The organism is Sphingobium aromaticiconvertens (assembly GCF_037154075.1).
Classification (GTDB): domain Bacteria; phylum Pseudomonadota; class Alphaproteobacteria; order Sphingomonadales; family Sphingomonadaceae; genus Sphingobium; species Sphingobium aromaticiconvertens.
Genome location: NZ_JBANRJ010000001.1, coordinates 1,297,501 through 1,312,219 on the forward strand (window position 1 = coordinate 1,297,501; position 14,719 = coordinate 1,312,219).

Annotated in this window: 10 protein-coding genes, 1 tRNA gene, 2 rRNA genes and 1 pseudogene (1 of these 14 cut by a window edge); 9 read left to right on the forward strand and 5 right to left on the reverse strand. The window is 59.0% G+C overall.

Features of this window, described 5'->3' with window-relative positions:
* The 4 genes from WFR25_RS06200 to WFR25_RS06215 form a co-directional block, all read left to right on the forward strand.
* A 23S ribosomal RNA gene (locus WFR25_RS06200) occupies positions 1–1,608 on the forward strand; it begins 1,200 nt to the left of the window's first position.
* Between the two features lie 138 nt (positions 1,609–1,746).
* A 5S ribosomal RNA gene (gene rrf / locus WFR25_RS06205) occupies positions 1,747–1,861 on the forward strand.
* Between the two features lie 106 nt (positions 1,862–1,967).
* Positions 1,968–2,044, forward strand: a tRNA-Met gene (locus WFR25_RS06210).
* A 208-nt stretch (positions 2,045–2,252) separates the two neighbouring features.
* Complete coding sequence (locus WFR25_RS06215) at positions 2,253–2,516, forward strand: hypothetical protein (RefSeq protein WP_336969605.1); 264 nt, start codon at positions 2,253–2,255, stop codon at positions 2,514–2,516.
* Between the two features lie 78 nt (positions 2,517–2,594).
* Here WFR25_RS06215 and WFR25_RS06220 read toward each other — a convergent pair.
* Positions 2,595–3,677 (reverse strand): annotated as a pseudogene (locus tag WFR25_RS06220) (recombinase family protein); the annotation flags it as partial.
* Positions 3,678–3,695: 18 nt separating this feature from the next.
* Positions 3,696–3,881 (reverse strand): hypothetical protein, encoded by a 186-nt coding sequence (locus WFR25_RS06225; RefSeq protein WP_086486112.1) that lies wholly within the window; start codon positions 3,879–3,881, stop codon positions 3,696–3,698.
* A 634-nt stretch (positions 3,882–4,515) separates the two neighbouring features.
* On the opposite strand from WFR25_RS06225, the gene WFR25_RS06230 reads away from it, so the two are divergent.
* Positions 4,516–6,066, forward strand: a complete 1,551-nt coding sequence (locus WFR25_RS06230) for a hypothetical protein (RefSeq protein WP_336969607.1) — start codon at positions 4,516–4,518, stop codon at positions 6,064–6,066.
* A 448-nt stretch (positions 6,067–6,514) separates the two neighbouring features.
* Here WFR25_RS06230 and WFR25_RS06235 read toward each other — a convergent pair whose 3' ends face one another.
* From WFR25_RS06235 to WFR25_RS06245, 3 genes are all read right to left on the reverse strand, one after another.
* Positions 6,515–7,021, reverse strand: a complete 507-nt coding sequence (locus tag WFR25_RS06235) for an adenosylcobinamide amidohydrolase (protein WP_286864254.1) — start codon at positions 7,019–7,021, stop codon at positions 6,515–6,517.
* A 262-nt stretch (positions 7,022–7,283) separates the two neighbouring features.
* A complete protein-coding gene (locus tag WFR25_RS06240) occupies positions 7,284–7,523 on the reverse strand; it encodes a hypothetical protein (RefSeq protein ID WP_176342145.1) in 240 nt (79 codons plus the stop codon).
* A gap of 39 nt (positions 7,524–7,562) precedes the next feature.
* Positions 7,563–8,585 (reverse strand): fatty acid desaturase family protein, encoded by a 1,023-nt coding sequence (locus tag WFR25_RS06245; protein ID WP_086486110.1) that lies wholly within the window; start codon positions 8,583–8,585, stop codon positions 7,563–7,565.
* 536 nt (positions 8,586–9,121) lie between these two features.
* Here WFR25_RS06245 and treF point away from each other — a divergent pair.
* From treF to WFR25_RS06265, 4 genes are all read left to right on the forward strand, one after another.
* Positions 9,122–10,714, forward strand: a complete 1,593-nt coding sequence (treF, locus tag WFR25_RS06250) for an alpha,alpha-trehalase TreF (RefSeq protein WP_254908124.1) — start codon at positions 9,122–9,124, stop codon at positions 10,712–10,714.
* A 526-nt stretch (positions 10,715–11,240) separates the two neighbouring features.
* Positions 11,241–12,428, forward strand: coding sequence for an alpha/beta hydrolase-fold protein (locus WFR25_RS06255; protein WP_336969613.1), 1,188 nt, complete (start codon positions 11,241–11,243; stop codon positions 12,426–12,428).
* A 447-nt stretch (positions 12,429–12,875) separates the two neighbouring features.
* Complete coding sequence (locus WFR25_RS06260) at positions 12,876–13,508, forward strand: hypothetical protein (protein ID WP_336969614.1); 633 nt, start codon at positions 12,876–12,878, stop codon at positions 13,506–13,508.
* Entirely contained in the window at positions 13,508–14,587 is a 1,080-nt protein-coding gene (locus WFR25_RS06265; RefSeq protein ID WP_336969616.1) for an ImmA/IrrE family metallo-endopeptidase, read from the forward strand. The genes WFR25_RS06260 and WFR25_RS06265 overlap by 1 nt, the downstream gene beginning before the upstream one ends.
* The last annotated feature ends 132 nt before the right edge of the window (positions 14,588–14,719 follow it).

A 14,719-nucleotide genomic window follows, 5' to 3' on the forward strand; every position in this document is an offset into this window, starting at 1 on the left:
CCGAAGCTTAGGGTTTGGATCTTTTGATCCAAGCGGTAGCGGAGCGTTCCGTAGGCCGATGAAGCGATCTGGTAATGGGTCGTGGAGGTATCGGAAGTGCGAATGCAGACATGAGTAGCGATTAACAGTGTGAGATGCACTGTCGCCGAAATTCCAAGGGTTCCTGCTTAAAGCTAATCTGAGCAGGGTAAGCCGGCCCCTAAGACGAGCCCGAAGGGGGTAGTCGATGGGAACCACGTTAATATTCGTGGGCCTGGTGGTGTGTGACGGATGGTGTAACTTGTTCGGGCTTATTGGATTGCTCCGGGCAGGGAAATCGTCCCAGGAAATAGCCCCACCGTATAGACCGTACCCTAAACCGACACAGGTGGAATGGTAGAGTATACCAAGGCGTTTGAGAGAAGTATCCTGAAGGAACTCGGCAAATTGCCTCCGTACCTTCGGAAGAAGGAGGCCCCATGTTAAGGCAACTTTTCATGGGGGGCACAGGCCAGGGGGTAGCGACTGTTTAGCAAAAACACAGGGCTCTGCTAAGTCGGCTTCAAGACGACGTATAGGGCCTGACGCCTGCCCGGTGCTGGAAGGTTAAGAGGAGGAGTGCAAGCTCTGAATTGAAGCCCCAGTAAACGGCGGCCGTAACTATAACGGTCCTAAGGTAGCGAAATTCCTTGTCGGGTAAGTTCCGACCTGCACGAATGGCGTAACGACTTCCCCACTGTCTCCAGGATATGCTCAGCGAAATTGAATTCTCCGTGAAGATGCGGAGTACCCGCGGTTAGACGGAAAGACCCCGTGCACCTTTACTGCAGCTTCAGAGTGGCATTAGGAAAGAACTGTGTAGCATAGGTGGGAGGCTTTGAAGCGATGACGCCAGTTGTCGTGGAGCCATAGGTGAAATACCACCCTGTTGTTTTCTGATGTCTAACCTCGCACCGTTATCCGGTGCAGGGACCCTCTGTGGCGGGTAGTTTGACTGGGGCGGTCGCCTCCTAAAGAGTAACGGAGGCGCGCGATGGTGGGCTCAGGACGGTTGGAAACCGTCTGTTAGAGTGCAATGGCATAAGCCCGCCTGACTGCGAGACTGACAAGTCGAGCAGAGACGAAAGTCGGTCATAGTGATCCGGTGGTCCCTCGTGGAAGGGCCATCGCTCAACGGATAAAAGGTACGCCGGGGATAACAGGCTGATGATTCCCAAGAGCTCATATCGACGGAATCGTTTGGCACCTCGATGTCGGCTCATCACATCCTGGGGCTGGAGCAGGTCCCAAGGGTTTGGCTGTTCGCCAATTAAAGTGGTACGTGAGCTGGGTTCAGAACGTCGCGAGACAGTTTGGTCCCTATCTGCCGTGGGCGTCGAAATTTGAGAGGAGTTGACCCTAGTACGAGAGGACCGGGTTGAACATACCTCTGGTGTACCAGTCGTTCCGCCAGGAGCGCAGCTGGGTAGCTATGTATGGACGGGATAACCGCTGAAAGCATCTAAGCGGGAAGCCTCCCTCAAGATAAGATTTCATCGAGCCGTGGAAGACCACCACGTTGATAGGCTGGGTGTGGAAGTGCGGTAACGCATGAAGCTAACCAGTCCTAATTGCTCTGTTCGCGCTTAAGAGTCCCACCATCAACAACAGTGCTGGATATCCAGCGCCAAGGCGATGTGCGATGATTATACGCAGCCCGATAATTACAGGTCAAAATACACACCGTGCACGGTATCGATTAAAAACCCTTATGCGCCTGCTTCATTGCTTGGTGACCATAGCGTCTGTGACCCACCCGATCCCATCCCGAACTCGGCCGTGAAACCAGACTGCGCCGATGGTACTATTGCTCAAGCACTGGAAGAGTAGGTCGTCGCCAGGCATTGCAGCACGCGCATAAGAAAAAACCCATTCACATGTCAAAAGGGCGGCCCAAAAGGCCGCCTTTTTGCATTACAAACCCCCATGCACCCAGCATGGGACAGTGTCGCGGGATGGAGCAGCCCGGTAGCTCGTCAGGCTCATAACCTGAAGGTCGCAGGTTCAAATCCTGCTCCCGCAACCATCTGAAATTGCGATACCCCACAGGCGGTCGCAGCTTTCGAAGATCCCGCCCTTGAGGCGGGTTTTTTGCGTTCTACAGCAATCGAGAGGATGCCCGCCAGATCGCCGCGCACGTCGATCTTCAGTTCGCCGCCTTCAGGCACCAATATGATCGCGTCGATGAGCGAACGGATGACCTCAGCCGCCTCGAAGCGCTTGTTCTCGTCGTCATGCTCCAGCGCTCGATAGAGATTGTCGAGCTGAGCCCGATAATGGTGCGCCATGTTGGGATGGAGCAGGGGAGGGGGCTCCTGGGCCTGGGCGAGGTCGCGCTCCAGCTCCTTCTTGCGTGCTTCCAGCCCTACCATTTTGACGTTGATCTTGTCTGCGGCGCCGCCGCGCAGGATCAGGTTCACCAGCATATCCAGATCCCGGTCGATCTTTTTGATCTCTGCCTGTGCGCTGGCTATTGCGGCGCCTGCATCGCCCCTTAGCCTATTGGTTTCGCGCGTGAACTCGTCGCAAAACTCGGCAAACAGGGCAGGATCCATCAGATGATGGCGAAGGGCGTGGAGCACGCGCCCTTCCAGACGATCGCGTCGAATATTGAGGCGGTTGTCACAGGTACCCTTGTTCCGGGCTGCCGAGCAGCCCAGCATCATCGCTGAAATCATCGAATATCCGCCCCCGCAGCAACCGCATTGCAACAGGCCGGACAGGAGATATTTCTGGCGGCGGCGATCGCGGAAGTTTGCGGAGCCCGTTGCTGGATTTAATTGATCCACCTGGCAGGATTTTTGCCGTTCCTTGGCATGCTGCCAGAGAGCATCATCGATGATGCGCAGTTCGGGCACGTCCTGAATGATCCATTCGGATTCTGGGTTGGGCCGGGCTTGCCGTTTGCCAGTATCAGGATCCTTGATGAAGCGTTGCCGATTCCAGACCAGCTTGCCGACATAAAGCTCATTGTTGAGGATCCCGGTGCCGCGCTTGGGATTGCCATTGATGGTGCTAAAGCCCCAGGTGCCGCCGGTTGGTGCCTCGATACCCTCTTTGTTCAGCTCGGTTGCTATCCGTTTGGCCGATTTGCCAGCGACATAGTCGCGAAAGATGCGCTGGATGACGCTTGCCTGTGCGTCATTAATGGAGCGGTCGCCCCGGATCAGTTCGCCATTGGCATCGAGCCGTTTGACGACGTCATATCCATAGCTGTTGCCACCGCCCGACTTGCCTTGCTCGACCCGGCCGCGCTGGCCACGCCGCGTCTTGTCGGCGAGATCTTTCAGAAACAGGGCGTTCATCGTACCTTTGAGGCCGATATGCAAATGGGTGATCTCGCCTTCTGACAGGGTGACCATCTTCACGTCGCCATAGGCCATGCGCTTGAACAGCCCGGCAATATCCTCCTGATCGCGCGACAGGCGGTCCATGGCCTCGGCCAGCACGAAGTTGAAGCGTCCGCGATTGGCGTCTGCAATCAGCGCCTGAATACCAGGACGCAGCAAGGAAGCGCCTGAAATGGCATGATCGGTATATTCCTCGACAATCTGCCAGCCCTGCTTTTCGGCATGCAGGCGACAGATGCGCAACTGGTCGGCAATGGAGGCGTCACGTTGATTGTCGGAAGAATAGCGGGCGTATAAAGCAACCTTCACGGAACGGAACTCCTCGTCTCAGGAGCGGGTCGTGCGGCGCTCCTCCAGCATCTCCAGATACGCCTTCCGCGCGGCACGACGGGCAAGCAGGCGAACCAGCTTGACCAGACGCGGATCGGGGCCGCTGCCGCAGGAGGCCAGATTGAGCACCGGCTCATCAGGCCGGGATGACTTCTTTCGCTGCTGACGGCTACCGGTTGCCATCGTGAATCCGATTCCAGCAGATTGCAAGATGCTTTGGGTTCGGTTCGTCCCGCCGGACCGCTAAAGCTGGCCGGCGAAGCGGGATGCTTTCGTTTCGGGATAAATCTCGCCGAAACCCGGCGATCGATGAAAAGATAATCACTTGGCATGCCCTACATTGGGCCTGCCCGCCACGCTTCCGATCATGCCTTGGAATGCGGCGTTCTGCAACGGCCTCAGTTTTGCAAATTGTTGCTGACACCGACATCACTCGGATAATCCAGCGGGTGATGGTGGCGGAGTAGGGCAATCATCGACCCTTCCAAGACGTTCAGCCGCCGATTTCCTCTCATCAAGTTCAGACAGGCCGCTTTTCCATCCCGCTGGCGCAAGATGGCAGCTAGCGGACGGGAGCATCCGGGCGCTCCAACGAAGGAAGCAGTCATCACCTGCGGATCTTGGGGAAGGTTCATCCGGGCTGCTGACTGGCAATCGGCTGTTGACGAGGTGGCCTGTGGATCGAGTAGTATGATATCCCATCGGATACTGTGGGGTTGTCGTCGCGCCGCCGCTAGTTGTACCGGTCACGCAAACGCCGTGCGAGAAAGGAACATCAATCGTGACGCCACGTGCCGCCATCCAGCAGATTGCACGCATGGTTCGGGACGATATCCGCTCGGGTGAACTGTCGCCTGGAGCCCACAGCGTCGGAGATATGTTAGCGGCGCAACCCGAAGCCTTACTGCTGATCGTCGATCTCACCGGAGCCGAAGGTCGCAAGAAGCGCCCTGACGCAATGATGCATCACGCATATTCGTTCATGCTTGACCAGACTCTCGAGCAGCTACGTCAGCGAAGCGAAGCCGGCAACGGCCATGCGACCATGGCCATAAAGAATGTCAGAACCGCGATCGCTCAGCAGATGCGTATTGGCAAGCTCGTGCCGACCGCAGCGATGGCCCTTGTCTCGGCATTTTCACGGGCCGGGATCGAGGTGGGGGAGGAGATACGCAGCGCAATGGATCAGGCGATGATCCAGACCGGAGCTGGCCAGCAGACTCTCCCGACGCCCGATGTCGACGAGATGTTGCAGGACTTGGTGAAAGCCTGTGAGGGTGACCCGTTCCTGATCCAGAGCCAGTTCGCCGAAATGACGGCAGCCCTTCCTGCCGCGCTGCAACTCAGTCTGCTGGAAGGACTCGTCCTCGCCGACGATTCCAGTCTGCGCGAGGCCGCTATCGGTTGGCTTCTTGCAGAATCTGCGATCGCTACGCCGTTAGCCTCCATGATCGAAGAGACGGCCAGACAAGGGCTTGTATCCGCAATGTCGGTCACGAACCTCATGCTGATCCGTAACTGGGTATCGGAAGATCGTCGCCGTGCGATCGACGCGATCATCAGAGCCGCGCGCGCTGTCGGGTCGGTGCAAGAGAAGCGTCCCGTAATTCAGGTCAGGGAACTTCTTATATCCGAGCGCGATGGGGCGGGAGCGCAAAGCATATTCGCATCGATCAAGCAGGGCAGAAAGAACGCGTTGGTATCGATTCTGATCAAGCAGGGCCATGGTGTGCGGGACGCCTGGGTAGCGGGCTCACTAAGCAGGCCCGAGATCGAAGACATGCTTGACCATATTGCGTCCGAGATGTCGGTCCATGAAACGACAGCCGAGGACGCGGCCTTGATCCTGAGCAGCGCCCTGGCGGACGGCCCGGCTAGCTCGCCACCCCCGTTCGGCCTCATTCAGGCTATCACGCTTATCGGGCTCTCGGATGTCGCGTCCAAGTTTGTATCGGTGGATGATCTCGTTGCCTTGATGCTCTCGGAAGCCGAAGCTGCGGTAACCGATGCCAAGGCGGTAGAAAGGGCAGTGCGCGCCTCGGGCCGGTGGCTGGCGACCAACCCTCAGCTCAATTCCTGGTTTGAGAATGGCGATGACGTCGCCGTAGCGATCAAAGGCAAGCGCAAGATCGAAGACCGAATTGTCGCGATTATCGAGACGGTGCTGGAACCGAAGCGGACCTATTGGGCCAGCGTCGTCGCTTGGAGTGCATTTGCACAGCGCAGTGATGGAAATGATTCGGACTGGATCTGCATGGCGCTCGTCGCTCGGGAGATGGCTTCGGAACGACCTCTGAGCCAGATTCCACTAGCGCGCTTCATCGCCGTGCAAACGGCGGAAGCTGCCCGGGCATCATCAGCGAATTAACTCGGCGCTAGATGCGCCATGCGGAACCTGCCGGTCGGCGATTGGGAATCACTTACAACCAGCTCGACAACCGGATAGGGCGCGTAGCTGACGTCCCGCCGTCGACCCTTATGCGACGTTCAGCCTTTGACTTCTCATCCTCAGCTGCGGCCTGTCGGCTTTCCCTCATCGACGGCGCAAGACCGGCCGGTTGCGAAGGGGCGCTTATGAGCGCGCCGACCAGAATGATACGTTGTCGGTTTTGATGGCGCCCGGCGCACGCCGCGCAATACACCCTATATGTAAGCTTCGCCCCCTGCGTGCCTGCGCCACTTGCAGTTCGGCGCTTTGCAATGGCGTCGCAGCGCTGTCCCTAAGCAGTTCAATCGAAAATGCCGTAACGGCACGCCGGGAAAACTGATGCCGCGCGGGGCAGTTTTTTCGTTTGGCCAAGTCTTTCTTGTCAAAGTCAATCAGCGGGCGCCAATGCGCATGTAGATCGCAATTCGGGCCGCTGCTGTTCGGCGATCCAGACATTTCCACCCGACCAGACTGCGTCATAGACGGCCCGACCGACAGCTGCGCCTATGTCGGTGTGCAGGCCAGCAAACCCTTCCATGTCTGTATGCACAGGAGTTGCGACGACGATGCAGTCGGTCCCAGTGCCCGTCACGGCCACTCCAGATGGTTTCCAGGGAAGGTCGATCATTGCAACCGTGCGCGCCTGGGCAACAATTGAAATGGTCTCCACGAGCGCCGCTTGTGACAAAGGGCGATCGACATGAACGAGGAGGTTGATCGTCCCGACACCTTGATGAGCGAGGGGTGCAGAACCGATGCGCACCGCATTACCAAGGCCGACGGTCGCAAGGCAGGTGGCCGTAGCCCGCCCGAAGGACGCCTGAGACTTGTGATGCTTGGTGATATCTCGAGATGTCATGAGGTGGACCGCATCCGTCAATCCCGCCGACTGCATGCTTTTTCAAGCAGCAAGGCTGGATCGACATCCATGCTCAGATCATCATCCCGGACATATAGCCATGCGACACTGCTGACTACGGCGAAACCTGGCCGCGTCAGCGACCAACTCAAAACGGCATGTGGTTGAGGGAACGAGGCAACAAGGAAAGGCTGGTACAGTGAACGGAAAACGACCCATCAAGCTGGGCTCTCACACGGCCGTACTGCGCTTGCAACACTAACTATGCCCCCTCTGTGAGTAGGTAGGTATGCGCGCCTCAAGGCCACCAACTGCTCCAGGTAAAATTGCTTTCCCAAAACCAAAAATCCCTTAATCTGGGCTTGTTGTACCAGACTTCGCCTGCCCAATCATATCCATAGACTCTGGAAAATAGGCAACAAATATCGGCGCTTTGTTGGAATATGCGGCAAAGAATGTTTGAGAGTTTTTTGATGTTTACAAACATACCATTGATGCCGCCTTCGCGATCGTGGAAACGTCTGCGTGTGGCAATCATGTTTGCTCTATCCACCGGCAAAAGGATGGCGCAGTCGCGTCAGCGAGATGTTTGGGCAGCCGCGTCACACACGCCCCCGTCACTCCCGCTCACGCCACGCGTCGGCATGAGTTCCCTGATCATGCCCCAATATCCGCGCGTAACATGCGCGTCCGCCGCATAGGTCGGGTCGGTCATCAGATGGACGTGCAGGCGGCGCAGATTGTGCCAGGGGACTGACGGGAATAGGTGATGCTCCAGATGATAGCTGACGTTGAAAGGCCCGATGAGGAGCCGGTCGAGCAGGGTCGGGATAACGGTGCGGGTGCCGTTGAGTTCGTGGTCGTCGGGAAGGCCGTTATGTTCGGCCATGGCGCGGATGCGATTGAAGACATTGACCCAGAAAAATTGCGGGATGAGAATGAGGCCCAATATCTGCCAGCGGAAAGGCGACCACAATATCGCGCCATAGACCAGCAAGGCCCACGCGACATAGCGTAGTCGCAGGGGCAGGCGGTAATCGAACCCGAAGCGTTTGGGATTGTGGAAATTGGCGATGGGTGCCCAGATGCGTCCAGCGCGCGCCACCCGATAATAGTTGAGACCGGTCATGCTACGCACCAGCAGCCAGAACATTGCGCGCGGGGATTTGGGAAAATGCTGGTCCGGGTCGCGTCGCTGGATGCGATGGTCATAATCATGGTGGGTGTTGGTGTGGCGGTGATGCTGCAAATGGTTGGCACGATACAGGTCGAGGCTGAGCATCAGTGGATAGGCGACAAAAATATCCCCCACCAGATCGTTCATGCGGCGATTGCTGAACAGCAGGCTGTGACAGGCATCATGCATCATCACCGCCAGACACTGAATGCGGGTTCCTATGATGAAACCTGCCACCAGATAGACCGGTACGCTGTCGATCTGGATCGCGACGGCCATGGCCGCGACAATGATCACCCATTGGAATGCAAGCAGCAGCGCATTGCGGCGGTTGTTGATGACGGACAATTGCCTGATAAGCGGCAAGGTGCCCCGGCGCGAATAGCGATAACCAGGCGGGCGCTCCTTGGCAATGTCGTCCATCGGCGCAGCCTCCAAATGTACCACCAGCCTGTGGCGGATGCTAGAAACCGCGTAAACCGGCGTCAAGCATAAGCCCGGGCGCGCGTGGAATGTGTGGCAGAACGGCCTAAAAGTGGCGCGGTCTCGCCTCCTCAGGGGCATGGCCAGCTCATTTCGCACGGTGAACCGATAAGCAGTGGGTGGGTTTCGGCTCGTGGCGGTCGTTCCGGAGCAAAATTCGCGTTACCGGCATCTGCCGCTTGTTCATCTTAGCATTCAGCGCTCCGTCTCGCCGTAACCGGATGACCCGCAAAATTAGCTGTCACGCCGCGCTGACAATGAGACAATTCGTTACCAAATGCCGGGAAGCAGCCTCGCAACGACGCGAATATATGCAGCAACGTCCGTCACCCCTTTCCATAAAACCGTTGGCTGGCGCTGAAGCGGCGCTGCTTACAAAGCGTGTACGGTGTCGTAGATGAGGTTGAGCTTGCAACCCTATAATACGATGCCCCCATCACGGCAGGGCGTCCGATACAGGGCAAGAGAGGTGGTAGATGATGAAAATCCATTCGTTCGTTTCGGCCTCCGCCGCATGTCTGATGCTGGTGTGCGTAGCGCAGGCGCAACCTTCCCCGGCTGAGGTCTATGGACCGCTGTTCGAGCGGGTACAGATGGAAAAGCTGTTCTCCGACGGCAAGACCTTCGTGGATGCGACGCCCCGTTCCGATCCGGATACGATCATGGCCGCCTATCGCCAGCAGCAGCCACGCGATAAGGAAGCGCTGCGCGCCTTCATACTCGCGCATTTCGTCGTTCCAGGCATCAATGATCATGATGCGGCGGGTCTGCGCGACCATGTCCGCAATCTCTGGCCCACGCTTGTCCGCCAGCCGGTCGAGCCCAAGGTCGGCAGTTCGGCGCTGCCGATGCCCGCGCCCTTCGTCGTTCCAGGCGGCCGCTTCCGCGAGATGTATTACTGGGACAGCTATTTCACCATGCTGGGCCTGGCGGTGGACGGTCAGCAGCCGCTGATCGAATCGATGCTGGTGGATTTCACCGCGACCATCGAAACGCAGGGCCATATCCCAAACGGTATGCGGACCTATTATCTCAGTCGCTCTCAACCGCCTTTCTATGCGCTGATGCTCGATCTGTCGAAAGACGACAGTCCCGCGCTGGCCGCCCGTCGCTTGGCCGCGCTGCGCAAGGAACATGATTTCTGGATGAAGGGCGCATCCTGCCTTGATGCGGATCGCGCCTGCGCCCGCGTGGTGAAGATGCCCGACGGCAGCCTGCTCAATCGTTATTGGGACGATCTCGATACGCCGCGCGATGAAAGTTGGGCAGAAGATGTCGCCACCGCTGCGCAGGCGCATGCGCCCAAGGCCGTCACCTATCGCCATCTGCGTGCCGGCGCCGAGAGCGGCTGGGACTTCAGCGCACGCTGGTTCGCCAACCCGCAGAAGATTTCGACCATCCACACCACCAGCATCGTGCCAGTCGACCTCAACAGCCTGATGCTGGCAATGGAACAGCGGATCGAGGCGCGTTGCCGCGCAGCGAATGACACCGTTTGCGCGGGGAATTATGCCGCGATGGCCAAGCGCCGAAAGGCAGCGATCAACCGCTATCTCTGGGTCGGGCATGAGGGTCGCTATGCGGACTGGGACCGCATAGCCAGAAAGCCGACCGCCATCGTTTCGGCCGCCACCCTCTATCCGCTGTTCGTAGGGGCGGCCTCGCCGGACCAGGTGAAGGCCATTTCGGCCACCGTCCGCACGACGCTGCTCGCCAGCGGAGGTCTTCGCACCACGCCCATCCGTACCGGTCAGCAGTGGGACAGCCCCAATGGCTGGGCGCCGCTGCAATGGGTGGCGATCGATGGCCTGGCCCGCAATGGCGAAACAGCGCTCGCACGCGATATCGCTGGCCGCTGGATGGGCACGGTTGCGGCAGCCTATGCCCAAACCGGCAAGATGCTGGAAAAATATGATGTAGAGGAGCGGCGGCCGGGCGGCGGCGGCGAATATCCGCTGCAGGATGGATTCGGTTGGACCAACGGGGTCGCCAGCGCGATTCTGGACCGCTATCCCGACATCCTGGCCGGTTTTCAGGCCGAACCTTCGAAGGAGGCAACCGCAAACTAGGCTGCAAGCTGCCTCCTCACGCAACCCTTTGCTGAGGCGAAGCACGCAACTCGTTTAATCGACCCATTCAAGACGTTCGGGGGTCGATTTATCATCTCCAAGTGTGGACGGTCCGCTATGCCGGTGGCTCGCGACCGCCATACGCCATTGCGGCTTGGCGCCAGAGCGACCGGTCACCTATCAATGGCCGGTGCAGCGCGGAGAGCGTGTCCGACAGACACATCAACATTATTGATGCTATTCTGCGATGTTGAAGCGGTAGACGCGTGACAATCCAGTTATGCAATCCCGTTTGATGGCTTCAAACGGCGTGCGCCGTCGGCAAATGCGCCGACTATAATGTGTCCATTGGACAAGTGCTCGACTGCTACCTCGATATCGGCGTATTTGCCCCGCGTTCGAAACGCGGCACAGCTGGTCTTGATCTTGACCCGCGTCTGGTCGGGATGGCGCTCAGAGCTTGCCTGATCCGCCGAGATGCATATAGTCAGAGTAATAAGGTTTATTGGATATAGGGGAGAATGGCATGAGAAAGGCTTTGATTGCTGGTCTGGCTTTGATGATCGGGATCAGTGGTGCGCTGGCTCAGCCCGCTTCACCTGTCGCTTCCCCGCCCGCGTCCACCGTGATCGAGGATTTCAAGCCTTCCACCCTTAACCAGCCTGGCCAAGCCTATCCTCAGGTTAATTCGCAGGGCTATGTCCGGTTCAAAGTGATCGCACCTGATGCAAAGGCGGTGCGTGCGACACTGGGCCTTGGCGGCCGTGGCGGCACGGTGCTGACCAAGGCGCCCGACGGATCGTGGATCGGCACCTCGGAAGGGCCGCTAGACCAAGGTTTTCATTATTACCATCTGAACGTCGATGGCGGCACCTTCAACGATCCGGGCGCGCTCAATTTCTACGGCAGCGTCCGGTGGGAAAGCGGCATCGAAGTGCCGGCGCACGATGCCGATTTCTACGCGGTCAAGGACGTGCCGCATGGTCGGGTTTCGCAGGTTCTGTTTCCGTCGCCCAGCACGGGCACGCACCGCCGCGCCTTCGTATACACGCCACCCGGCTATGATGCGAACCAGAAGGAACGCTACCCGGTCCTGTATCTGCAGCACGGCTGGGGCGAGGACGAGACCGCCTGGTCCAATCAGGGGCATGCCAACCTCATCATGGACAATTTGATCGCCGTCGGAAAGACGCGGCCGTTCATCATCGTCATGACTTATGGCATGACCAACGATGCGCGGCCCGGAACGCTGCCCAGCTTCGACGTTAAGCCGTTCCAGACAGTGCTGGTCAACGAACTGGTCCCCTATGTCGACACGCACTTCCGCACCCTGTCGGACCAGAAGCATCGCGCGCTCGCGGGCTTGTCAATGGGCGGGTTCGAGACGAAGGCGATCGCACCCGCGAACCTCGACAAATTTTCCCATATCGGGCTGTTCAGCGGGGGTAGCTTCTCACTGGACGACGTTAACAAGGCGCCTGGCTTCAAGGACAAGGTGAAGCTTGTTTTCGTCAGCTTCGGCAGCAGGGAACTGGGTGGCGGCCGCGGCCGCGGGCCTGCCGGAACGCCCCGTCCCGATCCGCGCGCTGAATCTGACGCGCTCAAGAAGGCGGGCTATCGCAGCGTCTTCTATGTGTCACAGGACACGGCGCATGAGTTCCTTTCGTGGCGACGCAGCCTGCGCGAATTCGCACCACTCCTCTTCCGCGATTGATGAAACGGCTAGGTGATGGCCTTCCGAATTTCACATCGCCGCCTACTGCGCCCAGGGGCACGTTCTAATCTCCTTGACGCAGACGCTCTTTCACGCTTTCGCGATCCATCAGGTGACAAGAGATCGGACAGTCGCCCGTCGACCCATCCCGGTCGTTCAGTCGCCGATCTTAGCTCTCCAAGAGCGGACCGGCAGCTTTTCGGTTCAGCGCGCCTAAGGGCGGCAACCACGCCGTGCCTTCGGCGGTCGCATGGTTGTGGCGTCCGCAGCAAATGCATTTGTCTAGGCGGCGCCTGCCAACCGAAGCGGCAGGAGCAACGAGTAAGCCGCCGAATACGGCAACCGCAACCGCGGCGATCATACGATCCGTTGATACTGCCGACCCGGCCTTGACATGTTAAGGTTTTTCTCCTCATATGAGATTGAAAATCTTAACATGGTGGCAGCATGACCGTTTTGGCGGAAAAATTCGAAACAGCTCCCCGGCTCGCGCAGCTGGGAATGACGACGGCCGACCTTCTAGATATCGTCAGGGTCGCCGTCGGCGCCCGCCGCAACGCTGTCGCGTTTCACCCCGCCAGCGCGCCCGGTCTTTTTTCCTGGCTGGAGGGGACCGCGCAGATGCGGCGCGTGTTCTTAGCCAAGGAAGGCTGGGAACTGAGCCGCCGCGACAACATAGAATCCGTCTATAATCCCCAGCTCGGCATCAAGATAATCTTCCAGAACGCCGAACGCGCGGGCGATCCGATCTTCGAGCCAATGGCGGCGAACCGCAAGGGCGCCGCCTCCGCGCGCGCCGTGGACCTGGGCCAGATCGAACTGTTTCCCGAGCACCGGATCGAAAAGGAACAGACGGCGGCGGAACTGAATGCCAATGTTTGGATCCTGTTCGTCGAGGCCCAGGGCCAGAACGTACGTGCAGAATTCTCCCGCCCCAAGGCAATCAGCGACGAGCAGTACGCAGGCTTCCACGAACGCATTCTTCTGGTACAGGGCGGCGAATGGGATACCCCCAACCCGCTGTCGGATGACGGCGAGCCGCCTGCAGATTATGAGGTTACCGTCTCCCGCAAGGGCTGATGAATGCCATGTTCAATGCCCAGAGACTGATCCTTGCCCGCAAGCGGCGCAAGCTTACGGCGCGCGCGCTTGCCGATGCTATCGGCGCTTCGCCGATCACGATCTCGCGCCTGGAGAATGCAGCAAATGAGCCGGGGCTGGAGACGGTCGAGGCCCTCGCCCACGCTCTGGGATTTCCCAAGGAATTCTTCTTCGGCGAGGAGTTCGACGAACTGCCGGGGCATGCGGCAAGCTTCCGGAGCCTGTCCTCGATGACGGCCAAGGAGCGCGACGCCGCGCTCTCGGCGGGCGCGATCGCCTATCTGTTCCACGACTGGGTGGCCGAACGGTTCAACCTGCCGACGGCAGACGTGCCGATCATGAGCGAGAATGCATCGCCGGAAGAGGCTGCGCAAATCGTGCGGACCAGCTGGGGCCTTGGTCAGCAGCCGGTCTCGAACATGGTCAAGCTGCTCGAATCCAAGGGCGTGCGTGTGTTCTCGCTCAGCGAAGAGACCAATTCGGTCGATGCCTTCTCGTGCTGGCGCGGAGAGCAGCCTTTCGCATTCCTCAACACTTTCAAGTCGGCCGAGCGCAGCCGTTTCGACGCTGCGCACGAACTCGGGCATCTCGTTTTGCACCGTCATGGCACGCCGCAGGACAGCAAGCAGGCAGAGAGCGAAGCTGACCGGTTCGCTTCGGAATTTCTGATGCCCGCCGACGATGTGCGCAGCCGTATCCGGCATGTGACAAACGTCGAGGATCTCATCCGGTTGAAGGTGCGCTGGGGCGTCTCGGTTGCAGCGCTGAACTACCGGGTGAACAAGCTCGGGCTGGTCAGCGAGTGGCAGAACCGCAGCCTCAACATCGAGATCGCCCGCCGGGGATACCGCAAGGACGAGCCTGCCGGCATGCTGCGGGAGCAGTCTTCGCTCTGGCCCCAGGTCTTTGCGTCACTGTGGCAGGAGCGGCAGACTAGAGAGAGCATAGCAGCGCAGTTGAACGTGCCGACGTTCGAGCTCGACCAGTTCCTGATGCATTTAAGCGACGCGCGCCTACCGGCCCACGCCGAGAAGCCCGGCCTGCGCGCGGTCAAGTAGCCCTGGCCCGTTGGGACACGATGTACTGATATGCGGAACCGGCAAGGCGGCCCTGCTCCCGGACTGAAACACGCGCCTCTGGCGCCCCCCAAGGCCTCGAAGCTTCATAAGCGCCCTAGTTCTAACCGTTCG